This window comes from Streptomyces sp. NPDC006925 (assembly GCF_042869575.1).
Taxonomy (GTDB): domain Bacteria; phylum Actinomycetota; class Actinomycetes; order Streptomycetales; family Streptomycetaceae; genus Streptomyces.
In genome coordinates, this window is sequence record NZ_JBIAGB010000027.1 from 801 (window position 1) to 24,864 (window position 24,064).

Annotated in this window: 21 protein-coding genes; 5 read left to right on the forward strand and 16 right to left on the reverse strand. The window is 73.9% G+C overall.

What is annotated here, in order from left to right; translation table 11 throughout:
• Window positions 1-121: 121 nt before the first annotated feature.
• A complete protein-coding gene (locus ACFYNS_RS27155) occupies window positions 122-331 on the reverse strand; it encodes a DUF397 domain-containing protein (protein WP_388605502.1) in 210 nt (69 codons plus the stop codon).
• On the reverse strand, window positions 313-1,155 hold the full coding sequence (locus tag ACFYNS_RS27160; protein WP_388605503.1) for a helix-turn-helix domain-containing protein: 843 nt from the start codon (window positions 1,153-1,155) through the stop codon (window positions 313-315). The genes ACFYNS_RS27155 and ACFYNS_RS27160 overlap by 19 nt, the downstream gene beginning before the upstream one ends.
• Window positions 1,156-1,340: 185 nt before the next feature.
• Between ACFYNS_RS27160 and ACFYNS_RS27165 the strand changes: the two genes are divergently transcribed.
• Both ACFYNS_RS27165 and ACFYNS_RS27170 read left to right on the forward strand, forming a co-directional pair.
• Window positions 1,341-1,724 carry a hypothetical protein gene (locus ACFYNS_RS27165; RefSeq protein WP_360291365.1) on the forward strand — a complete coding sequence of 128 codons (384 nt, stop codon included), beginning with the start codon at window positions 1,341-1,343 and terminating at the stop codon, window positions 1,722-1,724.
• 44 nt (window positions 1,725-1,768) lie between these two features.
• A complete protein-coding gene (locus ACFYNS_RS27170; RefSeq protein WP_388605504.1) occupies window positions 1,769-2,056 on the forward strand; it encodes a hypothetical protein in 288 nt (95 codons plus the stop codon).
• A gap of 58 nt (window positions 2,057-2,114) precedes the next feature.
• Here the strand turns inward: ACFYNS_RS27170 and ACFYNS_RS27175 are convergent, their stop codons facing one another.
• Window positions 2,115-3,035, reverse strand: coding sequence for an RNA polymerase sigma-70 factor (locus ACFYNS_RS27175; protein ID WP_360291362.1), 921 nt, complete (start codon window positions 3,033-3,035; stop codon window positions 2,115-2,117).
• Window positions 3,032-4,237 (reverse strand): NAD(P)/FAD-dependent oxidoreductase, encoded by a 1,206-nt coding sequence (locus tag ACFYNS_RS27180; RefSeq protein WP_388605505.1) that lies wholly within the window; start codon window positions 4,235-4,237, stop codon window positions 3,032-3,034. The genes ACFYNS_RS27175 and ACFYNS_RS27180 overlap by 4 nt, the downstream gene beginning before the upstream one ends.
• 301 nt (window positions 4,238-4,538) lie before the next feature.
• Between ACFYNS_RS27180 and ACFYNS_RS27185 the strand changes: the two genes are divergently transcribed.
• From ACFYNS_RS27185 to ACFYNS_RS27195, 3 genes are read left to right on the forward strand one after another with little or no spacing between them, the layout of a single operon-like run.
• On the forward strand, window positions 4,539-5,333 hold the full coding sequence (locus tag ACFYNS_RS27185) for a response regulator transcription factor (RefSeq protein WP_360291356.1): 795 nt from the start codon (window positions 4,539-4,541) through the stop codon (window positions 5,331-5,333).
• Window positions 5,334-5,344: 11 nt separating this feature from the next.
• The gene (locus ACFYNS_RS27190; RefSeq protein WP_388605506.1) at window positions 5,345-6,928 is read left to right on the forward strand and encodes a sensor histidine kinase; all 1,584 of its coding nucleotides are present in this window, start codon (window positions 5,345-5,347) and stop codon (window positions 6,926-6,928) included.
• A 26-nt stretch (window positions 6,929-6,954) separates the two neighbouring features.
• Entirely contained in the window at window positions 6,955-8,307 is a 1,353-nt protein-coding gene (locus tag ACFYNS_RS27195) for a glycosyltransferase (protein WP_388605507.1), read from the forward strand.
• A gap of 56 nt (window positions 8,308-8,363) precedes the next feature.
• Here the strand turns inward: ACFYNS_RS27195 and ACFYNS_RS27200 are convergent, their stop codons facing one another.
• The 12 genes from ACFYNS_RS27200 to ACFYNS_RS27255 form a co-directional block, all read right to left on the reverse strand.
• Window positions 8,364-8,855, reverse strand: a complete 492-nt coding sequence (locus tag ACFYNS_RS27200) for a phospholipase (protein WP_276477409.1) — start codon at window positions 8,853-8,855, stop codon at window positions 8,364-8,366.
• 207 nt (window positions 8,856-9,062) lie between these two features.
• Complete coding sequence (locus ACFYNS_RS27205; protein ID WP_388605508.1) at window positions 9,063-10,613, reverse strand: hypothetical protein; 1,551 nt, start codon at window positions 10,611-10,613, stop codon at window positions 9,063-9,065.
• 6 nt (window positions 10,614-10,619) lie between these two features.
• Window positions 10,620-13,208: a GTPase-associated protein 1-related protein gene (locus ACFYNS_RS27210; RefSeq protein ID WP_388605509.1), complete on the reverse strand. Its 2,589-nt coding sequence runs from the start codon at window positions 13,206-13,208 to the stop codon at window positions 10,620-10,622.
• Complete coding sequence (locus ACFYNS_RS27215) at window positions 13,205-14,395, reverse strand: hypothetical protein (protein WP_360291345.1); 1,191 nt, start codon at window positions 14,393-14,395, stop codon at window positions 13,205-13,207. The genes ACFYNS_RS27210 and ACFYNS_RS27215 overlap by 4 nt, the downstream gene beginning before the upstream one ends.
• On the reverse strand, window positions 14,395-16,512 hold the full coding sequence (locus tag ACFYNS_RS27220; protein ID WP_388605510.1) for an Hsp70 family protein: 2,118 nt from the start codon (window positions 16,510-16,512) through the stop codon (window positions 14,395-14,397). Before ACFYNS_RS27220 ends, ACFYNS_RS27215 begins: the two co-directional genes overlap by 1 nt.
• Window positions 16,509-18,728, reverse strand: coding sequence for an AAA family ATPase (locus tag ACFYNS_RS27225; protein WP_388605534.1), 2,220 nt, complete (start codon window positions 18,726-18,728; stop codon window positions 16,509-16,511). The genes ACFYNS_RS27220 and ACFYNS_RS27225 overlap by 4 nt, the downstream gene beginning before the upstream one ends.
• Before the next feature lie 2 nt (window positions 18,729-18,730).
• Window positions 18,731-20,221, reverse strand: a complete 1,491-nt coding sequence (locus ACFYNS_RS27230; RefSeq protein WP_388605511.1) for a hypothetical protein — start codon at window positions 20,219-20,221, stop codon at window positions 18,731-18,733.
• A complete protein-coding gene (locus ACFYNS_RS27235) occupies window positions 20,218-20,868 on the reverse strand; it encodes a 4Fe-4S single cluster domain-containing protein (protein WP_388605512.1) in 651 nt (216 codons plus the stop codon). Before ACFYNS_RS27235 ends, ACFYNS_RS27230 begins: the two co-directional genes overlap by 4 nt.
• The gene (locus ACFYNS_RS27240; protein ID WP_388605513.1) at window positions 20,865-21,974 is read right to left on the reverse strand and encodes a hypothetical protein; all 1,110 of its coding nucleotides are present in this window, start codon (window positions 21,972-21,974) and stop codon (window positions 20,865-20,867) included. The genes ACFYNS_RS27235 and ACFYNS_RS27240 overlap by 4 nt, the downstream gene beginning before the upstream one ends.
• Complete coding sequence (locus tag ACFYNS_RS27245; protein WP_388605514.1) at window positions 21,971-22,969, reverse strand: protein phosphatase 2C domain-containing protein; 999 nt, start codon at window positions 22,967-22,969, stop codon at window positions 21,971-21,973. Before ACFYNS_RS27245 ends, ACFYNS_RS27240 begins: the two co-directional genes overlap by 4 nt.
• Window positions 22,966-23,736, reverse strand: coding sequence for a hypothetical protein (locus tag ACFYNS_RS27250; protein WP_388605515.1), 771 nt, complete (start codon window positions 23,734-23,736; stop codon window positions 22,966-22,968). Before ACFYNS_RS27250 ends, ACFYNS_RS27245 begins: the two co-directional genes overlap by 4 nt.
• A complete protein-coding gene (locus ACFYNS_RS27255) occupies window positions 23,733-23,981 on the reverse strand; it encodes a hypothetical protein (protein WP_360291328.1) in 249 nt (82 codons plus the stop codon). Before ACFYNS_RS27255 ends, ACFYNS_RS27250 begins: the two co-directional genes overlap by 4 nt.
• Window positions 23,982-24,064: the final 83 nt, after the last annotated feature.

Genomic DNA, 24,064 nt, shown 5'->3' on the forward strand with positions numbered 1-24,064 from the left:
GGGGGGGGGGGGGCCGGCCCGCGCGCCCGGCCCCCCGCCCCCCCGCGCGCGGCCCCCCCCCCCCCCCCCCCCCCCCCCCCCCCCCCCCCCCCCCCCCCCGCTTCCCTGTCCTTGCTGTCGCTCAGGCGCGCAGGTCGCCGGCCTTGACGGCCGACACGAACGACGACCAGCCGTCCGCCGGGAACGTCAGTACCGGCCCGTGGGGCGCCTTGCTGTCGCGGACGGGGACAAGGGTGGCGAAGTCGTCGGAGACCTCAACGCACGCGCCACCATCAGAGTTGCTGTAGGAGCTTTTGCGCCAGGTGACGGCGCTCAATTCGTGGGATCGCAAGGCACTTCCTCCAACATGCGCAGGACGAACTTCCGTGACTCGGCCGGGGGTAGGGCCAGGTCACGCACCGCATCGTATGCACGTTGGAGGCGTTCTACAGTCCTGTCTTCCTCGATGAGTTCCCCACGGTAGGCGTTCTCGGAGTAAGCAACAGGATGTCCGCCGGGCAGGCGGAGGAACCACACGTCAGTCCCATCCAGCCCGTAAGGGCCCGCCCGGAACGGCAGCACCTGCACTGTCACGTTCCCCCTGTCCGCCGCCCCCATCAGGTACTCCAACTGCTTGCGCCACTCCCGCGCGTCCCGCAGCGGCGTGCGCAGCACCGCCTCGGACAGGATGGTGCGGAAGGGCGGTGCGTCGTCGCCCTCAAGCAGCGAGCGCCGACTCATTCGGGCCTGCACCTGCTGTTCCAGGTCCAGGCCCTTCGAGCCACCAGCCGCGAGCACCTCACCCGCGTACCCCGGGGTCTGCAACAACCCCGGCAGGACGCTGACCGCGAAGTGCCACAAGCTCGTGGCCTTGGCTTCCAGTTCCATGTAGCGGCGGTAGCGCTCGCGGAACTGGGTCTGGTCGTTGATGGCCAGCTCCCACAGGGCCAGGAGCAGCCCTGGGGTGCCGTAGTGCTGGTCGAGGGCCTCGACGACTTCGGGCCCGCCCAGGGTCTCGCCGCTCTCCATCTTGCCGAACAGGGACCAGTCCCAGCCCAGTCGGTCGCCGAGCTGGCGAAGGCTCTCTCCGCGCTGCGCCCGCAGGCGTCGAAGTTCTTCCGCGAACCGGGCGCGTGGTTCGCGGCTGCGGCCGGTGACCGCTCGCCTCGTCGGCATGGTGTGCCTCCGTGGAAGGTGTGGAACATGCGCTGGTCTGCCGGGGAAGCACAACCGGTCTGCGGTGTGCGCAGCTCAGCCAGGACGCATTCTCGTAATGCGCCCCTCACGCACGGTAGTTCAGCCAGTGCGCGCCGGGCGGCGAAATATCAGAACAAACCATGAAAAGTTCAGGAGCACTTCCCATGGCGAACCCGCCGCAGCGCCCGGACCGCGCCGACGACAGCAACGGCGACCCGCACCAGAGCCCGACCGCCGACCCGTACCCGAACGAGCTCCGAGGCTGGACCGAGGGCCGGGTACCGGCCGGGGCCGGCAAGATCCGCGAGGCGGTGGCGGCACGTGACGCGCTCGCCGAGGCGCTGACCCGCGCCGGTGTTCAGCTCCCGGCGATGGACGTACGCACCCCGTGGCGGGACGCACTGCCAGGTAGTGACGAGAGTGGCGGCGAGCACGACATGCCGGACTCCACGCGGGCCGCCCGGTACGCGCTCGTCCACCTCGGCGTCTGCTCGGCCTCCGTCGCCTTCGCACTGGCGGCCGTGATCGCGCGGGGTGCCGGCCGGTGACGGACGGCGGAGTCCGACCGCAGGCGCCGGTTGCCGTCACGCCCGTGGAACCGGTCGTCGGCTCGACGGTACGGGATCTCGCCCGTGACCGGATCGGGGTGGTGATGGAGCGGGAGGGCCCCTATCTCCAGCTCCGCCCGCTGGGCGGGGGACGGGAGTGGGACGCGGACCCCGACCGCGTCCGGCTGCTGACCCACGCCGACGTGCTGAGCGCCCGCGTCGCGGAGACGAACGCACGCAGTCGGCGGCGCCTCGAGCTGGGCGGAGCATCCGAGGCACCCCGCACATCGTCCTGGAGCGGCCCGGACCCGTGCGGCCCATACCGCCCATGAGCAGCGGTCGCGGACGACGAGCCCCGCCACGCCCGGCGACAGCTCGCGGCGAGGACGCTCAGGGCGCCCCGATGTCGTAGGCGGTGCCGTCGGCGACGGCATGGAGTTTGTCTGGGTTGGCCACGTTGTGGATGGCGGTGATGCGCCCGTCGGCGCCGAAGTCGAACGTGACGGTGGCGATCACGCGTCCCGGCGCACTGAAGACGATGCCCGGCCCGCCGTTGATCACGACGAGTTCGGCATGCATGTCGGCCGGCGCGATGCCCTGGTACGGGACGGTACCGATGGTCGCGAACCAGTTGGCCACCGTGCTTGCGCCGACAACCGGGCGCAGGGCCTGGCGGACCTTGCCGCCGCCGTCGGTCCACAAGGTGACGTCCGGGGACAGCAGTTCCATCAGGGTGTTGATGTCACCGCCGGTCGTGGCAGCGAAGAACCGCTCGGTGGCCTCGCGCTGCCTGGTCCGGTCGGCTGCGAAGCGCGGCCGCCGGGCCCGCACGTGCTCGCGGGCCCGGTGCGCGGCCTGCCGCACCGCAGGTTCGGAACGTTCCACGGCCTCGGCGATTTCGGCGTGGCTGAAGTCGAAGACCTCCTTGAGCACGAACACCGCGCGCTCCAGCGGGCTGAGCGTCTCCAGCACCACCAGCATGGCCATCGACACCGACTCGGTGTCCACGACGGCCTCGGAGGCATCCCCACCGGTGAGGATGGGCTCCGGGAGCCACGGCCCCAGGTAGGTCTCGCGCTTGTGCCGAGTGGAGCGCAGCCGTTCCAGCGCCAGGTTCGAGACGATCCGCGTCAGGTATGCCTTGGGGTCGGCCACCTGCGAGCGGTCCGCGGCGGACCACTTGATCCAGGCGTCCTGGACGGCGTCCTCGGCGTCGGCCGCAGTGCCCAGGAGTCGATAGGCCACGGAGAACAGCAGGCTGCGGTGCTCGTGGAAGACCTGCTGGTCGGGGTGGGCTGACAGGTTGATCACCGGGCCTCCCGGACACGGGTGAAGCGGCCCCCGCGGGGCCAGAACGCACCCGAGGTGGGCATCTTCTTCATACGGCCATAGGTCGGCCAGGGCGAGGCTGTCACCGTTTCCTTGTACCGGACGGCCATGCGGCCGGTCAGGAAGATCCGGCGTGGGCTGTCATCGGGGCGGGTGAACTGCACCACGGCGTCGCCGCGTCCCAGACTCACCGGCGTGTGGTAGTAGCCGAAGCGGAACGGCTTGGGCTGCTTGCCTCTGAGTATGCGCTCGATGGACAGCGCGGCATGCACCCCGGTCGGCATGCCGCCCTGGCAGGTGCCGTGCAGCACGCCGTAGCGCTGGCGGATCGCGGCCGCGTCGCCGATCGCGTACACGTCGGGGTGGGACACCGACCGCAGTGTGGCGTCGGTGACGATGCGTCCGCGACGATCGACGGCCAGCCCGGCGGCGGCCGCCGACGGCGACACCCGGGTACCGCTCGTCCACAGGACCGCGTCGGCGGCGATGCGCTCCCCGCCTGCCAATTCCACCCCGTCGGGCAGAACCTTCACCACCTCGGCCCCTGTGCGTACCTGGACGCCCAGCCGGTCGAGCGCGGCGTGCACGTACGCCTTGGCCTTGGGATTCATGGCCGCGCCGGGCTCGGTCCGGCCCTGTAGCACGACGTCCAGTTCCGGGTGCCGCTCGGCGATCTCCGCGGCCGACTCGGTGCCGGTCAGCCCGCTGCCGGCGACCAACACCGTGCCGCTGCCGAGCCGCCGAAGTCGGTCGGCGAGCAACTCGGCGTCCGGGGCACTGCTCAGGGTGTACGCATGGTCCTCGGCGCCCGGCACCGCCGACGTGTCGGCCACACTGCCCAACGCGTACACCAACGTGTCGTAGTGCAGGACCCGGTCGTCGTCGATCCGTACAGTCCTGGCGTCCGCGTCCACCGCCGTCACCCAGCCCCGTACGAATCGCGCCCCCGTGCCCTCCAGCAGCTCCGGGATGCTCAGCTCGGCGAGCCGCTGCCCGGTCGCTGTCATGTGCAGCCGCATGCGCTCGGTGAACCGCTCCTGCGCATTCACCACGGTCACCCGTACGCCCTCGCACCGGTTACTCCTGGCCGCCAGTTGGATGGCCGCGGACATCCCCGCGTACCCGGCTCCCAGGACCACCACACGGTGTGTGACCGTCATGCCGGTTTCCTGCTGTGTGCTCACCGCTCCGTCCTCCTCCATCGCTTCCGACGACCACCAGATGGAAGCGGACCTCCCATCCGTGACAAGAGGGCGATGTGATGCACAGCACAGTCCGACTCGATGTCCGTCGGAAGTCTCCGCGCGCGGTGCGGTTGCGGCTGCCGGGTTTCACCCGGGAGTCGCTGGTCACGCTCGGCACGACGAGCCGCGACCGGTTCGCCGACTTCGATCCCCGGCAGCGCTGCCGGCATCGGCCCCGCTTCTCAGCCGGCCCCCAGGGTTTTCACAGGTTCCTCTCAGGTTGGGCGTGCAGGGTGCTCGCATGGACGAGAAGGCGGTGTCGGCCGCGCGTGAGGGTGGTGCACGAGCTGGTGCCGGGCGGGCCGGGGCGCCGGGGCAGGGGCCGTTGCGGCGGCCCGACGGCGGTCCGGTGCGGATCCTCGTGGTGGACGACGAGCCCTCGCTCACCGAACTGCTGTCGATGGCGCTGCGGTACGAGGGCTGGGAGGTGCGTGCGGCGGGCGGCGGTGAGGCCGCGGTGCGCACGGCGCGGGACTGGCGTCCGGATGCGGTGGTGCTGGATGTGATGCTGCCGGACATCGACGGGCTCACCGTACTCGGCCGGCTGCATTCGGTGACTCCGGGGATTCCGGTGCTGTTCCTGACGGCACGGGACGCGGTGGAGGACCGGATCGCCGGGCTGACCGCGGGCGGCGACGACTATGTGACCAAGCCGTTCAGCCTGGAGGAGGTCATCGCCCGGCTGCGCGGGCTGCTGCGGCGGGCCGGGGCCACTGCCGCCGGGCAGCCGTCGTCCGTGCTGGCCGTGGGCGATCTGACGCTGGACGAGGACACCCACGAGGTGGCCCGGGGCGGAGCGGAGATCCGGCTGACGGCGACCGAGTTCGAGCTGCTGCGGTATCTGATGCGCAATCCGCGGCGGGTGCTGAGCAAGGCGCAGATCCTGGACCGGGTGTGGTCCTACGACTTCGGCGGCCAGGGCAACGTGGTGGAGCTGTACATCTCGTATCTGCGGCGGAAGATCGACGCGGGGCGGGCTCCGATGATCCACACCCGGCGCGGTGCGGGCTATCTGCTCAAGCCCGCAGCGGAGTGAGGGAAGCGGCGGTGTTCCGGCTGTTCTCCGGGCTGCGCGCGCGGCTGCGGGTGCGCCGTTCGCTGCGTGCCCGGCTGGTGCTCTCGGTCGTGGCGATGATCGCGGTGGTGGCCGCGGTGATCGGCGCGGTGACGACCATCGCGCTGCACACGTACCTGTACCAGCAGCTCGACAGCCAGCTCAAGGACGTCACCTTCCGCGCCGCGGGCCCCGGACCGCCCGGCCATCAGCGGCCCGAGGGGCTGGAGAAGCTGCGGTTCCTGAAGGTGGGCGGGCAGCCGGTGGGTACCGTCGGCGCCTTCGTCAAGGACAGCGGCGACGGCGCCTCCGACGACGGTTCCGGCGGTTCCGGCAGTACCTTCAGCTCCGCAGCCCGCAGCGTGCAGCAGCAGCCGGCCGACGGGATGCCCGGCGTCGGCATCAGGAAGCTGACCGGCGCGCAGTCCGCGGCGCTGGCCTCGGTGCCCCGCGACAGCAGTCCGCACACCGCGGAACTGCCGCAGGTGGGCAGCTACCGGGTGACGTCCGTGCACGTGGCGGGCGGCACCCTGGTGGTCGGTCTGCCGACCGCGGCGGTGGACGACACGATCAGCACGCTCGTGCTGGTCGAGGTGTGTGTCGCCGGTGCCGGACTGCTGGGTGCGGGGATCGCCGGTGCCGCGTCCGTGCGGGTCGCGCTGCGGCCGCTGCGGCGGATGGCGCACACCGCCACCCGGGTCTCCGAACTTCCCCTGCACAGCGGCGAGGTGCGGCTGCGCGAGCGGGTGCCGGTGCGGGACACCGACCCGGAGACCGAGGTCGGCCAGGTCGGGGCGGCGCTGAACCGGATGCTCGGGCATGTCGGTTCGGCGCTGGCGGCGCGGCACGACAGTGAGCTGCGGCTGCGCCGGTTCATCGCGGACGCCAGCCACGAGCTGCGTACTCCGCTGGCGTCCATCCGCGGCTATGCGGAGCTCTCGCGCCGGGAGCAGCCGGGTACGGGCACGGGCACGGGTTACGCGCTGGAGCGGATCGAGTCCGAGGCGGTGCGGATGAGCGGGCTGGTGGAGGACCTGCTGCTGCTCGCGCGGCTGGATTCGGGGCGGCCGCTGGAGCGGGAGCCAGTGGATGTCTCGGCGCTGGTCGTCGACGCGGTCAGCGATGCGCGGGTGGCCGGCCCTGAGCATGTGTGGCGTCTGGAGGTGCCCTCGTCCCCGCTGCTGGTGACCGGCGACGAGTCGCGGCTGCGGCAGGTGCTGGCCAATCTGCTGGCCAACGCGCGCAGTCACACGCCGCCGGGTACGACGGTGCGCGCGCAACTGGCGCTGGACGGGGGCCGGGTGGAGGTGCGGGTCGTGGACGACGGTCCCGGTATCCCGGCAGATGTGCGGGAGCGCGTCTTCGAGCGGTTCGCGCGGGGCGACGCCTCGCGCTCCCGGCACCGCGGCAGCACCGGGCTGGGACTGGCCATCGTGGCGGCGGTGGTGACCGCGCACGGCGGCGGTGTCCAGGTCGCCAGCGGGCCCGGCCGGACCGCCTTCACCGTGCGGCTGCCCGCGGATTCCGCCGGATCCGGCACCTCACAGGTGGCGCACAGCCTGGCCACACCGGGCTGACAGGCCCGTTCGCCACGGTCGGCAGCATGAGTGCGAAGACCGATCCTGTGGGGCGCGAGACCGCGCCGTCGCGCGAGGGCCTGCCGTCGTGCGAGACCCTGCCCTCCCGCCGCCATCTGCCCTCCCGGACGCCCACGACCGTGCTGGACGTGGTGGTGCCCGTCTACAACGAGGAGGCGGCCCTCGGGCCCTGCGTCCGGCGGCTGCACGCCTTCCTGACCCGGCACTTCCCCTACGGCTTCCGCATCACTGTCGCGGACAACGCCAGCCGGGACCGCACCCAGGAGGTGGCCCGCGAACTCGTCCGGGAGTTCGACTCCGTCTCGTTGACGCGCCTGGAGGAGAAGGGCCGGGGGCGCGCCCTGCGCACCGTGTGGGCCGCCTCGGACGCACCCGTACGGGCCTACATGGACGTGGACCTGTCCACCGATCTCAACGCGCTGCTGCCGCTGGTCGCACCGCTGATCTCGGGCCACTCGGATGTCGCGACCGGCACCCGGCTGGCCTCCGGTTCGCGGGTCGTCCGCGGACCGAAGCGCGAGGTCCTCTCGCGCGGCTACAACCTGCTGCTGCGCGGATCGCTGGCCGCCCGCTTCTCCGACGCGCAGTGCGGCTTCAAGGCCGTACGCGGCGAGGTGGCCGACCGGCTGCTGCCGCTCGTGCAGGACGACGGCTGGTTCTTCGACACCGAACTGCTGGTGCTGGCCGAGCGCGCCGGGCTGCGTGTGCACGAGGTACCGGTGGACTGGGTGGACGACCCCGACTCGCGGGTGGACATCCTCCGCACCGTCACGGACGACCTCAAGGGCGTCTGGCGGGTCGGCCGGGCGCTGGCCGGGGGCGCGCTGCCGCTGGACCGGCTGCGCCGCCCGTTCGGCGACGATCCGCGCGACCGTCAACTGGCGGACGTGCCCGGTGGGCTGCCGCGGCAGCTCATCGGTTTCTGCCTGGTCGGAGCACTCAGCACGCTGCTGTATCTGGGGCTCTACTCGCTGCTGCGGCAGGGCCTGGGTGCGCAGTCGGCCAACGCGTCGGCGCTGCTGCTGTCGGCGCTGGGGAACACCGCCGCGAACCGGCGGCTGACCTTCGGGGTGCGCGGCCGGGAGCGAGCCGTCCGGCACCAGGCCCAGGGCCTGCTCGTCTTCGCCGTCGGTCTGGCGCTGACCAGCGGTTCGCTGGCCGCGCTGCACACCGCGGCCGCCGGGGCGCCGCGCAGTGCCGAGCTCGCGGTGCTGGTGTGCGCGAACCTGGCTGCCACGGTGCTGCGCTTCCTCCTCTTCCGCGCCTGGGTGTTCGGCCGCCGCACCGGGCGGCGGGAGCCGCAGGAACGGGAGAACCCGCGGGAGCCTTCGGCTGCCGGGCGCTCCTCCCGTGGCTGAAGGACCGCGGAAGGAGCGCCCCGGTGCCCGCCCGGCGGGCGGGTGCGGCGGACCGGTCAGGCGGCCTTGTCGGCGGCTGCCTCGTCGGCGCCCTTGAGGCCGAAGATGTCGACGGCGTGGTAATACGTCCAGGCCGTCGAGTTGCAGGCCGTCTTGGTCGCGCCGGAGTAGCGGTTGCAGACCCGCTTGAGGTCCTCGTAGAAGGCCGAGTCGATGCGGGACTTGTTCGCGGAGAAGGTGCCCATGGCCTTGTAGTTGCGGTAGCCGAAGTCGTGGCGGGCGCAGGCGGTCTGGAAGGGGAAGCCGAAGGGGTTGTCGGGCGAGGAGCTGCAGTAGTCCGTCGACCAGTCGAAGCCGTAGGCGGACCAGTCGCCCTGGTGCTGGCGGGCCTGGTACCAGGCGTTGTAGCTGGAGGCGCTGGTCTGCGTCCAGGAGCTGAGCACCTGCGCCTTGTCGGCGGGAGCGGCCGAGGCCGAGCCGGCGGGGACGAGCACGGCGGGGAGCGAGAGGGCTGCGGCAGCGAGCGGCACGGCGAATCTGCGGCGCATGAAAGACCTCCGAAGTGACGGGCCCGGAACGACCGGACCATGGGGGGGTTCACTGGGGCACGGCAAGTGTGGCAGCACCGGCCGACCCTGAACAGATCTTTCAACTCACCATCGAGTGAACGTTGTTGGACCGCCGAGCGGGCCGCAACCGAAGGCTCCGCACCGAGCGGGCCATCCCACCCGCCGGTCCTGCCGAGCCCTCGGGGGTCAGGACCCCAGACACCAGTCGACGAGCTCGGCGATGCTGGTGTCCACCCGGGCCTCCTCGTCCGCCACGGCCGCCGTGCAGAAGAACCGGACCTCGCGGAAGTCCAGTTCCATCGCGCGGACGAGGCTGTGCAGGCCGAGAGCCTCCTGGAGCCAGGCGCGGGCCTCGTCGCTGCCGGCGGCGCTCCCCGGCCCGAGGCCGGCCTCGGCCAGCACGTCCGCTTTGCTGATGGCCACGGCGAGGCGCGCGTGCCGCACGGGTGCGCGCATCGCGGCCACCGCCTGCACCGACCGGGCGAAGACCTCCTCGGGATGGACGGTGGAGGCGAGGCTGCGGTCCGGGCCGGGCCCGGGCGCGTGCTCCAGCCGGTCCCAGAACGCCTCCACCGCCATCGGGTCCAGGACGAAGAGAAAGGTGCGCGCGGCCCGGGCATACCGCAGCGCGTCGGTTTCGTCGCGGTCGACGAACCGCTCCCCGGCCGTGTCGAAGAGGTGGACGAGCCGCTCGGTGCGGCCGGTGCCGAGCACGAAGGAGTGCGCGCTGGGCAGGTCCTTCTGGGTGCCGCGGGTGTTGCCGCGGATCCGCAGCACCTCGCGGAGGATCTGGTAGTCGGCGTCGGAGCGGGCGTCGGCGAAGCGGAGCGCGGGGCCGCCGCTGCCGGCCGCGTTCTCCAGCGTCAGCAGCATGGCGGCCATCAACTGGGTTTTGCCCGCGGCCCGGCCGCCGATCAGCGGGAGGACGGTTTCCGGCATGTGCCCGGCGTCGGCGTTCATCGCCCGGCCGCAGTGCGGATGGGTGCAGTACGCCTGGAGCCGGGCCTGCCTCCTCATGAGGATCAGCAGGGTGGGCATGCGGTGCCCGCACTCGCAGCGGCGGCGCAGGAGGCCGTAGGTGCCCGGGCGGATGTCGGCGTGCCGGCGCCGGCAGGCCGGTGCCGGGCAGTCGTAGGCCGGATGCCGGACGCGTTCGTAGCAGTGCGGGCAGATCATGCCGACCGACAGCCGCCGCGTCCACAGGGCCGCACGGTCGAGGGCGCGCAGCAGTCCGGCGGTGATCCGGGCTCCCGCCATCAGCAGCGCGAGGACGAGCGCGTGCAGCGCCAGCAGGGCGCCCAGGGGCGGTACGGCCAGCGCCGCGCCCAGGCCGAGGCCCGCGTACAGCGTCAGGCCGTACGGCACGGTGAGCGCTCTGCTCCGTGCCGGGGAGGTGAACTGCCGTGCCGTCACGTCGCGGAAGGCGTCGCCGACCGCCGCCGCGTACGAACGGCGCTCCAGGGTGGCGAGTTGTCGCAGGTCCCGGGCTCCCGGCCCGAAGAAGTAGTTGCGGTACGCCTTCACCTCCTCGTCCTGCGGGCGGTACGGCGGCAGGGTGCGGAACTCGGGAGTGCGCCGGTACAGGACACCGATCAGCAACTCCAGGTGGCCGCGCAGCAGCTGCACCACGAACGCGAGTGCCCGCAGGCCGGCGAGGAGCGGGACGAACAGCAGGAAGACGGCGAGCAGGGCGAGGTAGAGCACGGGGATGACGACATAGGCGACGATCTCGGCCACCGCGCGTCACCTCTCCCCGTCGTTCTTCCGTGGATTCCACCGCGGGCTCCACCTCGGCCGGTCCGGTTCACTTCCGGCGCCCTCGGGGCCGGTTCCGCGGGAGTCGTCGCGGGAACGTGCGCCGCCGGTGCCGCGCAGCAGTCCCGGAAGCCGGTGTGCGAGCCGCCGCGGGCCGCTCAGCCGGGACTCGGCGCACGCATGGAACCAGTCGGCCAGCCGGGCGTCGTAGGGCCGCACCGCGCCCTCCAGCCGCTGCAGGTCCGCCGGCCGCCAGTGCCGGGCGGCATGGAGCCGGATCCGGTCGACGGCCTCCAGGTGGGCCTGCGCCAGCCCGGCCCGCGCCGGTGCCGCGGCTGCCGCGGCGACATGGCTGAGCCGGATGTCGTCGACCGGGTCGCTGCCAGCCGCCGCGCGCTGCACGGCGGCGAGATAGCGGTCGGCCTGGGCGTGTCCGGCGTGTCCGAGGTGCTCTCCCAGGGCGCCGATGTCGGCGGGCAGCCGCAGCATCGCGGGCACCAGGCGATAGCGCTTGAGCGCCTGCGGCCCGGCCCATCTGTCCGCCTCGGGCACGGAGAACGCACGGGCGAGCCCGGTGGCTTCCCGGGCTCCGCGCAGCGCCGCGGCCAGGTCGAGGGTGGTCCGTGCCCGGGCGCGGACGTCCGCGGGCAGCCGTGCCCAGCGGTCCGGCGCCGTCAGCAGCCCGCACAGCTCCAGGCAGCGGTCGAGCTCCGCGGCCGTCTCGATACGCCGGTTGACCGCGCGGTCGAGCCACCGGCCGACCAGCGGGTCGGCCAGGGCCTCGGGCGGCAGTCCGCGGGCGATCTCGCCGGCCTCCCGGTGGGTCCAGGTCCGTGCGGGATGCCGCCACAGCGCCTCCAGCAGCGCGTCGTCGGGCACCGGCCGGCCGCGGACCCGCAGGATCCGGAACATCAGCTCGACGGTGCGGGCCGGCTCGCGTTCGGCGCGCGCCCGCCAGTAGTGCTCCAGCAGCAGCGGACTGCCCCGCAGGTCCCGCTCCTGGAGCAGTGCGGCGGGGAACTGCGAGAAGAGCTGCTCCTGCCCCGGGCGGCTCTCCAGCACCTCCCGCACGGCGGCCGCCAGAGCGCCCCGCATCCGGGGCTCGCCAGCGACGAGCAGTTCCACCTCCCGCCGGAGTGCGGCCCCCGGCGCCGAGGTGCCCAGCAGGGCGCGGGCCGCGGTGAGCGTCTCGCGCTCGACGATGTCCGCTTGGGGCGCCAGCCGCGCGCCGTGCGCCCAGAGCAGCAGCCGCACCCGGCGGCGGGTGGTGGCCGCCTCGTCCCGCAGCAGGCGCTCCCACAGCGCGGTGGCCCGCGCGCGGAGGTCCGGGTCGGTGAGGGGTGCGGGCTCCGTCGCGTCCACGGCGCCGGTCATATGGGCCCGCATGCGGGACTCCAGCAGCCTCCCCTCGATCTCCTGGTGCAGTGCGGTGTCATCGGCGGCTCGCGCGACGCCGCTGAGCAGGCGCAGCCGGCTGTCGTCCAGGTTCCGGTGCCTGCGGTGGAGGTCCGCGGCGACCTGGGCGCCCAGCGGGCCCAGGTGCTCGGCTGCGGGCAGCCAGTCGAGCAGCGCGTCGACGTCGGCGGCGGCGAGGGCGACCCCGCCCGAGGACGCGGCCGCGGCGACGGGGGCGTGCCAGTCGCCGGGGCTCTCCTCGGCGCCGTGTGCGAAGTCCTTGGTCCAGGCCCAGACCGGCCGCACGGCTGCGACACCGATCCGGGTGAGCAGCGCGACCAGGGCGTGCACGTCCGGTGCGGCGTGCACGTCGTCGGGGAACCGGCCGCGGCAGAAGTCGAAGACGGTGTAGGCGTCCTCCTCGTCCGGCCCGAAGTCGAGCTGCACCTCGGGCACCGTACCGATCAGGTGCAGTCTGCTGCGGGCCGGGCGGAAGACGTAGGTGGCGAAGGAGAGGCGGCGGGCGAGCGGCGGCGGCAGCAGGTAGCAGACCGCGGCGAACCAGTGCGCGATCCGCTCGGTCGTGCGGTCGACCACCACGACCGAACCGTGCTCGGTGAGCGCGGCGAACGCGGCGGCCAGCAGGTGCGGCAACTGCTCGGCGTGGGGATGTGCGTCCAGGAAGCCGCGTACCGTGCGGGGGTCCAGGGGTCCGCGCGGCGGCGCCGTGAGCACCGGGATCCGGGTGGTCGGGGAGGTGCCGGCCACCCACACCGGCGAGCCCCACAGCTCGATGCCGAGCAGCCCGCGGCCTGCGGCCGGGAAGTCCTCGCTGTGCAGGGCGTGGGCGAAGTAGTTGCCGAACCGGCGGGCCGAGTCCCGGCCCGCGTAGCGCACGCACAGCACCGTACCGCTGCGTCCCCGCGGATCGTGCGGCCGGTAGCAGAGGTTGACCGGACAGCGCTCGAGCAGTTCCGGGGTGTCCGACTCCGCCATGGAGCGGGGCGGCTCGTACCCGGCGAGCGCCTCCACGGCCTGCCGGGTGTCGGCCGTGACGCCTTCGCTGACGGCGTTGAACTGGAATCCGGAGAACCCGCTGAGTCCGTGCTCGCAGGAGGTGTAGTAGAGCTGTTGGAAGTGGGGTCCGGCTTCCGGCTGCCGCCGTGCGGCGTCGCCGGTCATCCGCGTCCCGCCTTCGGCACCGACCCGAACTCGCTCAGCAGCCACAGCAGCGGGTCGGCGACCCGGTAGGGCTGGATGCCGGTGGCCGCGACGCGGGCGTCGGGGGTGGGGTTGCGGCCGAGGGCCGAGACTCCGAAGTAGCGGTAGCGGGTGTAGTGGTTCTCCAGGAGGTTGTCGACGGGTACCCCGTCCCAGTCCTTGAGGAGCCTGCGCACCTCCTCGTGGACGCTGAGGCTGTCGCCCACCTCGAACCGGCCGCGCGGCGGGGCGTGGTCGTGCAGCGGGCTGCTGTTCTCCAGCAGGTGCCAGAAGGCGTCCAGTTTCGAGAACACCACGGCGATCGGGGTGTCGATCTTCTGCGCGGAGCGGCCGCTGCGGGGTGCCAGCAGCAGGCCGGTCACCCGGGAGAGGACGTTCATGGGTGTGTCGAGGCCCTCGGTGCCCGGCAGCGGCGTCCCCGGCGCGGCCCCGTCCCGGGCGCCCGGCATCTGCAGCGGATCGAGCAGCAGGATGATGCCGTCGGCGCCCGCCAGGTAGCGGGTGTTCAGCTCCACGCTCTCCCGCGAGCTGAAGTCCTCACCCGCGGTGTCGAAGAACGAGAGCACGGTGTGCTGCGGGCGGTGGCCGAACAGGGTGCGCCGCCGCAGACCGAACCGGAACACCAGCGGGTCCACCCGGTTGAGGTTGGTGGAAGCGGTCTGGGTTCCGGGGAACAACTGCTTGTCACGGAAGAGGCGGTCCTCGTAGTCGGTGCTGAAGCGGCGCATGGTGGCGTCGTCCAGGCCCATCAGGGAGGCGCCGAACGCCTCGCCGACCCGGTTCCTGACCTCGTGCAGCAGCACCGTCATGTACACGGTCTTGCCGGACGCTTTCGCGCCGACCATCGCTATCAGCCGGTTGTCCACCATGCCGAACTGCACGGGCAGTTCGGAGTGGCACACCGGGCAGATCCGGTAGGTCGTCTCGCCCTTGCAGTCCTGGCAGACCGCGGTCGGGCGGCGTCCGTCGGCGGCGAAGTCCGGGCCGAGGTCGTGGCTGCGGCGCGGGCCCATCCGCTCGTCCAGTACCTGGTCGCGGCGCCGCTCGCACTTCTTCCCGGACGGGCTCAGCCGGGTGTTGCAGCGGAAGCGGATCTCCCGCGCGGCGAAGCTCTCGTAGCAGTAGGGGCAGGTGTGCCGTCTGGCCATCAGGTCACTCGCAGTCTGTGCAGCGCCGTCGGACGGATGTCGAGGTCGCAGTCGGTGCCCGCGTCGGCGTCCGCCGGGAAGCAGACCAGCCAGGAGGGGCCTCGGGTGGCGGGCAGGGAGAACTCCACGGCCAGCGGGGTGCCCGCGGGTAGCCGCTGACCGGGCACCTCGTGCACGACGGTGCCCTCGGACGCGCTGGTGGGGCGGAACCGGCCGATGCTGTGGACGATGCGGAGGCGGGGCAGGTAGCAGCCGGCCTCGGAAGTGAAGGTGACCGTCGCGACCCGGCCCGCGAAGCGGCGCCGCACGGTGGGCTCGTACTCCACCAGGGCCGGCTGCGCGGGTACGGCGAGCGAGGCGGCCGCCTCGCAGACCACGCCGGGATCCGCGACCAGTGCCTCCACGGTGAGGGTGACCGCGTCCCGGCCGACGGCCAGATCCAGGCCGCCGTCGTGCTCGTACACCCGGCGCCGGCAGACCAGATCCCCCTCCCGCGGCCCGGAGCCGGCGAGGGCTCCCTCCCGCCGCCAGCGGACCCGGGCACTGAGCGCGCCGTCGGGCCAGGCCCACAGGACGAGGAGATGGTCCCCGCGCCGGAGCGCCTGGAGCTGTTCGACCGGAACGGCGATCAGAGCGTGCGGATCCGCGCCGACGCCGCCGGTGGATGCGGGGTGTGCCGGGTCGGGCGGGCACATTTCGGCGTCCCCCGGTGCAGGGGGCGGCGGATTCGCGGTGGCGTGCGGGTCCGGTTCGCCGTGTGCCGGGGACGGCCGCGGCTGCCCGGTGCCGCCGTCGCCCGGTCCCGGAGTGCCCCGAGGGGTGTGTGGTGTTGCCCGCGGGGGCGCTGCGGCGGCCGGGGCGTCCCCGTCGGGCGCGGAGGCCGGGGCGTCCCCGTCGGGCGCGGAGGCCGGGGCGCTGCCCGCCGCGGGTGCGGCGCCAGGGCCTCGTGCGGCGAGCCGTTCCGCGGCGTCCGGCCCGGCTCCGGCGGGGTGCTCCTCCTGTGGTGGGCGCCGGAGTCCGGGCGCGTGCGCCGGATCGGACGCGGGCCGGGAAGCGTGTTCCGGGCCGGGCCGGGGGGCCGGGGCGTGGTTCGGCGCGGGCCGCGAATCGGCGTTCGGCCCCTTGAGCGGGTCCGGATCGGAGTGCGGGTCCGGATCGGCGTGCGGGTCCGGATCGGAGTGCGGGGCGGCCTCGGAGTGCGGGGCGGGGTCGAGGTCCGGGAGGAAGTACCCGTCGTGCGGAGCGGCCGACCGGGCCGCGGGGCCCGACGCGATCCGCAGGATCCCGAAGTCCCGCAGCGCCAGCAGCCCCCGCACCACGGCCTGTTCCGGCCGGTCGCAGCGCACCGTGAGGCCCTGCGCGGCCGGCAGCTCCCGGATCCCGGCCGACCGGCCGGCCATGGCGAACAGGCCGCCGGCCAGCAGGACGGTGTCCGGCGCGGGGTCCGCGGCGAGCAGCTCCTCGCCCACCGCAGCCAGGGTCCGCTCCCGCAGCGGCGCCGCGGCCGCCTCCACGTCGGCCCGGTCCAGGGTCAGCGGGTGCAGCTCCCCGGCGGCGTCGGCCACCTCCTCGGTGACACTGTCCGCACCGCCCAGCGCCCGCCGCAGGAGCGCCGCCGAACGACGCGGATCGGCGCCGTCCGGGAGTCGTCCGGCCAGCCGGGCGGCCAGTGCCGCGTCCCAGTCGTCCCCGCCGAGGCGGTGACTGCGGGTCCGCACGACGCGCAGGGTGAGGTCAGGGGTGACGGCCAGGAGGCTCAGGTCCAGCGTGGTGGCCCCCTGGTCGCAGACCAGGAGGGTGCGGTCCACGCCCTCACCGGCCGCCCCGTAGTGCAGGGCAACGGCCACCGGCTCCGGGACGACACGCTCCACGCGGAGCCCGGCGCGGTCCGCGGCACGCCGCAGCTCCTCCTCCCGGCCGTCGGATGCGGACAGGCCGAGGACCGCGCCGTCCGCGCCGGTGCCGCCCGGGGCGGAGTCGAGCAGCGCGGCCAGCGCCCGGGCCGGTTCGAGGACGCCGTCCACGGCCTCGAACTCCGTCGCGGTCACCTCCGGATGTCCGCCGGTGCCGAGACGGGCCACCCGGCCGAACCGGTGGCCGAGTTCGATGGCGATCACGCGGGCTCGCCCCCTTCCTTCGTACTCGCGGGGCCGCCCGGCCCGGCCGTGTCCGCCGCAGCAGCTGTGTCCGCGGTGGGCGGCTCCGCCGTACCGGTGGAGCCGGTGGCGCTCGCGGTGTCCGTCGTTTCCGTGGTGACCCGCACCGCGCCGTCCGGGCCGATCTGCGTCCGGACCCGGCTGCCCGGCACCGGACGGTGTTCCAGCAGATGGCGGACGACCTGGGCCCGCACCTGCTCCAGCTCGTTGCGGATCTGCCGCCCGCCGTACGCCTGGTGCTCGGGCTCCGACATCCGCGCGGTGATCCACGGGTGCAGCGTCCCCGTGTCGTGGACCAGTTCGACCCGGTGGCGTTCGCGCACCGACTCGGTGAGCTGCGCCAGCAACCGGTCGGCGATGCTGACGATGTGCTCGCGGCGCAGCATGTCGAAGACGACGACGCCCGGCTTGAGCCGTCCGTAGATCTCCGGCCTGCCGTTCTGCCGGAACCGGTCCTCCACCGCCCGGGTGAAGTGCGCTTCGAGTGCGGCGTAGGGGAGTTCGTCCTCGCGGCCTTCCAGCAGCGTCCGCAGCTCCTCGGCCCCGGTGTTGGAGGTGAAGATGATCAGGCATTCGGAGAAGTACGCGGTCTGCCCTCGCCCGTCCGTGAGCCGGCCGTCCTCCAGGATCTGCAGGAACTTGTCCAGCACCTTGGGGTGGGCCTTCTCGATCTCGTCGAAGAGCAGCACGCTGAACGGCCGTTCCTGCACCCGCCGGGTCAGCTCGCCGCCCTGCTCGTAGCCGATGTAGCCGGGCGGCGCGCCCGCGAGGCGCTCAGCGGCGTGCTCCTGCTGGTACTCGCTCATGTCGAAGCGGGCGTACGCGCTCCGATCGCCGAACATCAGCTCGGCCACCGCCTTGGCGAGTTCGGTCTTGCCCACCCCGGTGGGCCCGACGAAGAAGAAAGCGCCGCGCGGCCGGGCGGCCCCCGAGTGGCCGAAGTCGACGCCGACGAAGGCGGACTGGAGAGCCGAGGCCACGGCCTCCACCGCCGCCGGCTGGCCGACCACGCGGGCGGCGAGCGCGTCGGCCGCGCGGGCGACGGTCTCCCGGTCCAACTGGGCCCACGGGTCGACGTTGACATTGAGCCGGTGCAGTTCCAGGAGCTTGTCCGGCTTCTGCAGCGGCGCACCGCGCAGCCGCGACGTCCGGGCCAGGGATTCGATGTCCCAGCCCGCCATCCCGTCGGTGGCTCCGACCAGCGCCTCGAGATCGGACCGCGCGGCGTCGTGGCCGCCGTCGAAGTACCGCAGCAGCCAGGTCAGCCACAACCGCCGCTCGCTGGGGTCGGGCGGGCCGATGTGCAGCGCGGCGATCCGCGGGTCCTCCAGATGGAACCAGCCCGGCAGCCGCCCCACGTCGCCCACCGCGCAGAGCACGGCGTTGCGGGCGTGCGGCTGCGGGCCCTCGGCGGAGTGCGGGGTGACGGCGTCCGCCATCGCGGCCCGCAGCCGCAGATAGCCCAGCTGCGACTCGGGCCGGTCGGGCGGCAGGTGGTGGTCGACGTCCTCGAAGACGAAGGCCGTGGCCGCCTCGGGCGAGGCCGCGAGGCGCTGCACGGTGGCCACGACGTCGTCGAAGGAGCGGGGCCGTCCGGGAGAGCGGGCGGCGAACAGCCGCCCGCGGCTGCGCTGCCGCTCCCCGTCGCGCCGGGTGCGCCCCGCCGCGTGCTCTTCCGCAGGCGGCTCCTCCCCGTCGCGCCGTGGTCCGCGGCTGTTCTCCGCCGCTGCTGCGGCTGCAGGCGCTCCCCCGCCACTGTCCGCGCCGTCAGCGCCCGCACCGCCGGAGTCCGCTCCGCCGGTGCCCGTGCCGCCGCGTCCGGTTGCGGACGGTGCGGCGGCCAGCCGGTCGAAGCGCTCCGCGTGCTCCGCCAGCGGAAAGGTGAGGCCGCCGACAGGATCCCACCAGCCGACCACCTCGGCACCGCGCGCCGCCAACGTTCCGGCGACCACCTCCCGGAAGGAGGCGGGGTTGTCGTCGAACCACCAGCGGTCCCGGATCTGCCCGTTGAGGATCACCTGCCGCCCGCGGCGGAGTTCCCAGCCGAGGGACACCGCCCACAGCGGCATCATCCCGTCGGCCACGACCGGCTGCCCGTCCGGCGCTGCTCCCCCGCGGCGGTCGCCGGACGCGGGCTGCGGACCGGTACCGGCCCCCCGCCCGGCCCCCTTCGCCATGCTCACCCGCGTCGCTCCCGCCCCGCGCCCGGCAGCGATCGGGTCTGCCCTCTCGGGGGTTTGCCCTGCCAGGTGAGTTCACCCGGGAGGAAGCCGTCCCGCTCGCCGATCGCCTCGTGCACCCGCTCCAGCAGGTCCTCGGTGCGGTCGCAGACCGCCCCCTCCGCCGCCGGGCGCAGCGTCACGTCCGGCTCGCCTTCGACGTGGTAGACGAGCACGGAGGTACCGTCGGCTTCCGTGGCGACCGTCGTCTCGTACCGTGCCCCGCTGGGCCGCTCGAAACGCAGCACGAAGGCCGCGCCCTGCTCGCTGCCGTCGGTGAAGGTGAACCCCTCCCCGCACATGGCGTCCTGCAGCGCCTCGGCGAGGTCGCTGCGCCGGGTGAAGGCCAACTGGAGTTCGTCCAACCTGGCCTCGGCCTCGGGCAACAGCCGCTCCAGGGCGCCGACGGCCTCGAGTGCGTCCTCGGCCGCCTGCGCGCCGAGTGCGCCCGTGACAGTGTGCAGAGCCCGTTCGACGCGGGCGGCAAGGTCCGGATCCGCCAGTTCGCGGGCCTCCGCCGCCGCGGCTTCGGCGGAGCCGCGCACGATGCCCAGCCGGTCGGCCGCCTCGACGAGCGCCGCCGCACGGCGCTCGTGTACGGCCGTTTCCTCGGCGTCCTCGGCGTCCTCGGCTTTCGCGGTCTCCGCGGCTTCTTCGACGGCTTCCTCGGCCGCCGCCCGTGCCGCGGCCTGCTCCTCCTCCCTGCGCCCCTCCTCCGCCGCCCGCAGCCGCTCCTGGTCGGCGAGGTGCTGCGCGGTGCCGGCATGGCGGGTGAGAGCGTGCTCCACCGTGCCGAGCAGCGCGGCGAAGCGCGTTTCCGCGTCCGATACGGCCGCGGCGCGCAGTCGGCCGAGCAGGTCGGTGCAGTTCTGCCGACCCTCCGGGTCGTGGGCCGCGCCGTCCGGTCCGATCGCGGCCAGTCGCTGTTCGAGCCCCGCCAGTACGACGTCGTATCCGGCGCCCGGCTGCGGGGCGTCCCCGGAGCTGCTCAGCAGAACGAGGCGGCCGCGCAGCTCCTCGATCGCCCCGCCGAGCTGTTCCCCGCGGCCGGCCTCCTCCCGCAACTGGACCAATCTGCTCTCGATCGCCGCGAGTTCGGCGGTCGGTGCGTCCGGTTCGGCCGTCCGCACCCGCGTGAGCAGGGCGCTCACCTCGTCGAGACGGCGGGAGTCGGCCGCGGCCTGCTCCTGGCGTACCCGGGAGGCATGCGCCTCCTGCTGCGAGGCCCGCCGGTCGGCCGCCTCCCGCTGTCTGCGCTCGACGTCGGCCTGCGCCCGCTCCCGGCGCGCGGCCCGCTCGCGGGCCCGCCGGGCGGCGAGTTCGGCACGCTCCCGGGCGCGCTGTTCCTGCCGACTGCGGCGTTCGGCCTCACGTTGGGCACGTCGCTGCGCCTCGCGCCGCGCGTAGGCGGAAGCGACCGACACGGTGCTGTACTTCGGTGATCCACTCATGTGTCCCTCCGGGCCTGGGTGTGCAGCACGAAGCCGCGCTCCGCGAGGTGCGCCTCGAGTCCCGCGCGGAAGCCGGGGGTCGGCGGCACCCCGGCCCAGGAGAGCGTGCCTCCGGGCTCCACGGACACTTCGATCCCGGCGCTGGTGTCGGGTTCGGAACGCAGGTCGGGATAGCGGTCGGTGAGCGCGAGGAGGCGCTGGTTCGACGAGCCCCGCCAGCGCAGGCTGCCGTGCAGGGCCGCCACGTAGGGTCCGTCGACGAGGAGGTCGAGGCGCCGCAGCAGGGCGCGCCGGTCGGCCCCGCCCCTGCGCAGGGCCTCGTATCGGAGGCCCGAGTAGGCCATCGCGCTGAAGTCGGGGCGCCGCGCGCGGACTGCGTCGAGCAGTGCGGCCAGCCCGGCCGCCTGGCTGAAGGGCTCTCCTCCGGAGAGGGTGACGCCCTCCACGTCGGGCAGCCCGCACAGCCAGTCGGCGAGTTCGGATACGGTCCGGTCGGTGCCCCCCTCGAAGGGCAGTGTCTCGGCCGCGACGCAGCCCCGGCAGCGCAGCGGGCAGCCCTGCACCCAGAGCACGGCGCGCGTCCCCGGGCCGAGGACGGTGCAGTGGTCCAGCGTCCGGGCCACCGAGAGCCGGGTCACCTCCGTCATGTGCCGTCCCTCCTTCCGTGCGCCCCGTTCCGCTCCTGTCCCCTCCCGGCCGAGCCGTCGGTGGGCGGGCCGCCTCGCCCTGCCCGGTCTCCGGAACGGTCCGCGCACCGCTCCTCCAGGTCGCACCAGGGGCACCACGGGCGCTCGACCGTGTGCACGTGCCCGGCGTCGACCGGGCACGTCCGCAACCGACCGGGGGCCGCCTCTGCCGCCAGCGCCTCGGCCCACACGGCCGCCGGAGGGCGCACTCCGCCGAACGCCGCCCGGAGCAGCTCCCGGAGCCGCCGCGGCAGCAGATCGGCGGGCGGGGCCGAGGGCGGCAGCACGACCGAGAGCCGATCCAGCAGCCGGCAGCGTCCCCGCAGGACGTTGTCGTCGTAGGAGCGGTAGTCGGCGCCGTCGGCGGGGTACCCCGCGAACGGATGCAGGCCGTCGGCCAGCAGTTGGTGGACGAGGACGGCGAGGACGAAGTCGTCCGAGGCACTGTCCGGTGGCGTGCCGGCGGGTGCGCCGATCCGCTCGGGGGCCGTGTAGCCGGGGGTGCTCATCCGTCCGGGGAACACCTCGGCACCGTCCCGGAACTGCCAGGAGTCCACATCCGCGACACCGACCCCGCCCCGGTCGTCGACCCAGAGGTTGTCGGGCTTGAGATCGCCCACCACATAGCCCTCGGCCTGCAGATCGGCGAGGAGCCGGGCGAGCGAGCAGGCGGCGGCGAGCGCAGTCGCCCAGGTCGCGCCCGGCAGGAAGCGCCGGCGGGCGGCGGGGAAGAGCAGTTGCGCCAAGGGCCGGTAGGCGTGGCGCATGTCGGTCATCAGATAGCCGTCCGCGCCGGCGTTCCGGATGCGCACCAGCACCATCGGCCAGGCGGCCCGTGGGGGCGTCGCGGCCAGCAGCCGGACCGTGCGCGGCTCGCGGCGCTGCCGGACCAGCCGCGCGAGGCGTCGCCGGTAGGCGGCCGGATCCGGCGGGTCCGGGACGAGTTTGGCCACCAGAGGCCGGTCGCCCTCGACACCGTAGACCACTCCTTCCGAGCCGCTGCCGATCCGCTCGGTGAGGCGCCACGCGCGCCCTGCGGAGGACACCACCGTGAGAGACACCGTCACCACCCGTCCGTCAGGGCGCACAGCACCGTCAGATCGTCGCCGGTACGCGCTGCCTCCGGGCCGGAGAGCAGTGCTCTGAGGGGTTCGGCATCGCCGCCGTTGGCGCGGAGGGTCGCCGCGAGTCCGCAGAAGAACCGCTCCGAGGGCAGCGGACCGGCCTGCGGCGGGAGCGTACGGGCCGAGGGATGGTCGAGGGTCAGTGCCGTACAGCCGTCGGTGGCCAGGACCACTCCCGTCAGTTCCGGCTCCCATACGGCGAACGACCGCACCCGCAGCGCGGCGCCGGGCGAGGAGAGGAAGACCGGGCCGGGACCGCCGGGGCCGGGCGGCGGGAGGACGAGGTGGCACCGCTCGGCGGCCTCCGGTGGCGGCCCGTCGGACCCGGGCGGTGGCACGGGGGACTCGACCGGCGGCCCGCTGTGCTCGGGGAACCGCCCATCGAGCTCGATCGGCGGCTCGGGCTCGGCCGCCCCGCGGGTGAGCACGGTGCCGAAGCAGTCGCCGACCGCGACGAACACGACCCAGGGCGGGCGGAGGACGGCGGCGGCCACCGTGGCGGCCAGCGCTCCGGTGTCCACCGGCAGCGTGGAGGACCCCGGAGGTGCTTCCGGCAACCCGGAGGGTTGCGGGGGTGCGCCGGGCAGCACGGAGTCCGGGGGCTCGGCCCGCCCGGACCGTGCCGGGGGCCCGGCCGCGCGCAGTATCCCTTCGACGGCCCGCAGATGGTCGGCTACCAGCCGTGTGCCGCGCGCGGCGGCCCATCCCGTCCACGCCTCGGGAGGCTCGTGCGGGCCGGGGACCTCTTCGGCCAGCACCCGGCAGGCCGTGTCCACGGCGAGGTGCGCACCGAGCCCGCTGCGCTCCCTGCTGCCGGCGCCGTCCGCCACGGCGAGCACCACCGCGTCGCCCAGGTCGGCCGCACGGAACGCGTCCTGGCAGTCCCGCCCTGCGGCCAGATGGCCGGTGCCCTGCACACTGGCCCCCGCGACGATCACAGGTGCTTCTCCTCGAGCAGCCGCATCCGCTCCTGCCGCTTCATCTCGGCCGACACCTGCTCGTGGATGTCGTCGACGGCGGCGAAGGCTCCGATGACGTCCGAGCTCTGGAACATGGACTCCAGGATCTGCTCGAAGTCCAGGCCCTCGAGTCTCAGCGCCCCTTTGGGCGCGAGAGCCTCGAGCAGTTCCATGTCTGCGCCCCGCACTCCGATCGCCTGGAGGACGCATTCGCCCCGCCCCTCCCCGCCGCGCACCTTCTGCGCCGTGGCGGCGACAGTCGCGGGGTCCGCGCGGCGGCCGTGCGCGTCGCTGGGTGCTCCGTCCGTCAGGACCCACAGGAACGGCCGCCGCACCTGCACCCGCTGTGCCTGCAGCGTCCGGTACCGGTCGCGGGCCAGGTCCAGGGCCGTCTCCACGGCTTCGGTGAGCCGGGTGAGCCCGGATGCCTCCAGGTGCGGCGGGCTCAGCTCGTCGACGGGCACGAAGAGCCGGTCGGCCGGGGCCTCCTCGACGGGAACGAGTTCGCCCCGTGCGGGGTCGAGGACGCGCACCCGCGAGTCGAAGGTGATCAGGCAGAGTTCCACCCGGGCGCGCAGGCGCAGTTTCACCCGCACACCGTCGAACAGGCGGACGAGCGCCGCGTTGAGCTCGTCGATCCGCGGACTCTCCGCGGGCCGCGCCATGGAGGCCGAGGTGTCGAGGAGCAGCACGACGGGTTGCCGTTCGTCGTAGCTCTCCGCGGGCCCGAAGCCGGGTGTGCTCATCCGCGGGCACCCCCGTCCTCCTCCTGCCCCGCCGGGGTGGACCCGGCGGGCGCGGCCCGGTACGCGACGAGCCGCCGCCGCTCCGTGTCGTACCCCACGACAACCTCCGTTCCCGCGGGTGTCCCGGGGTCGTCCGGAAGCATCCGCAGCAGCACGCCCTCGACCAGTACGTAGGTGTCGGGAGCCGGCCAGGTCACGGTCCGGCCCGGCGCCCCGTGAGCCCACTCCGCCATCCCGCCGCCCATCCGCGAAGCCTAGGTGATTGATCGTCAAAACAGCTTGTTTCCGGGGGACTTCGTGCGGGAGGGCACCCCCCGGCGCGCCCTCC

Coding starts and splice junctions, on each gene's coding strand:
- ACFYNS_RS27235 (WP_388605512.1), bottom strand. CDS start 20,868: ATGACGGAGGTGACCCGGCTCTCGGTGGCCCGGACGCTGGACCACTGC.
- ACFYNS_RS27225 (WP_388605534.1), bottom strand. CDS start 18,728: ATGGCGAAGGGGGCCGGGCGGGGGGCCGGTACCGGTCCGCAGCCCGCG.
- ACFYNS_RS27230 (WP_388605511.1), bottom strand. CDS start 20,221: ATGAGTGGATCACCGAAGTACAGCACCGTGTCGGTCGCTTCCGCCTAC.
- ACFYNS_RS27215 (WP_360291345.1), bottom strand. CDS start 14,395: ATGGCCAGACGGCACACCTGCCCCTACTGCTACGAGAGCTTCGCCGCG.
- ACFYNS_RS27210 (WP_388605509.1), bottom strand. CDS start 13,208: ATGACCGGCGACGCCGCACGGCGGCAGCCGGAAGCCGGACCCCACTTC.
- ACFYNS_RS27165 (WP_360291365.1), top strand. CDS start 1,341: ATGGCGAACCCGCCGCAGCGCCCGGACCGCGCCGACGACAGCAACGGC.
- ACFYNS_RS27200 (WP_276477409.1), bottom strand. CDS start 8,855: ATGCGCCGCAGATTCGCCGTGCCGCTCGCTGCCGCAGCCCTCTCGCTC.
- ACFYNS_RS27255 (WP_360291328.1), bottom strand. CDS start 23,981: ATGGGCGGCGGGATGGCGGAGTGGGCTCACGGGGCGCCGGGCCGGACC.
- ACFYNS_RS27250 (WP_388605515.1), bottom strand. CDS start 23,736: ATGAGCACACCCGGCTTCGGGCCCGCGGAGAGCTACGACGAACGGCAA.
- ACFYNS_RS27185 (WP_360291356.1), top strand. CDS start 4,539: ATGGACGAGAAGGCGGTGTCGGCCGCGCGTGAGGGTGGTGCACGAGCT.
- ACFYNS_RS27160 (WP_388605503.1), bottom strand. CDS start 1,155: ATGCCGACGAGGCGAGCGGTCACCGGCCGCAGCCGCGAACCACGCGCC.
- ACFYNS_RS27195 (WP_388605507.1), top strand. CDS start 6,955: ATGAGTGCGAAGACCGATCCTGTGGGGCGCGAGACCGCGCCGTCGCGC.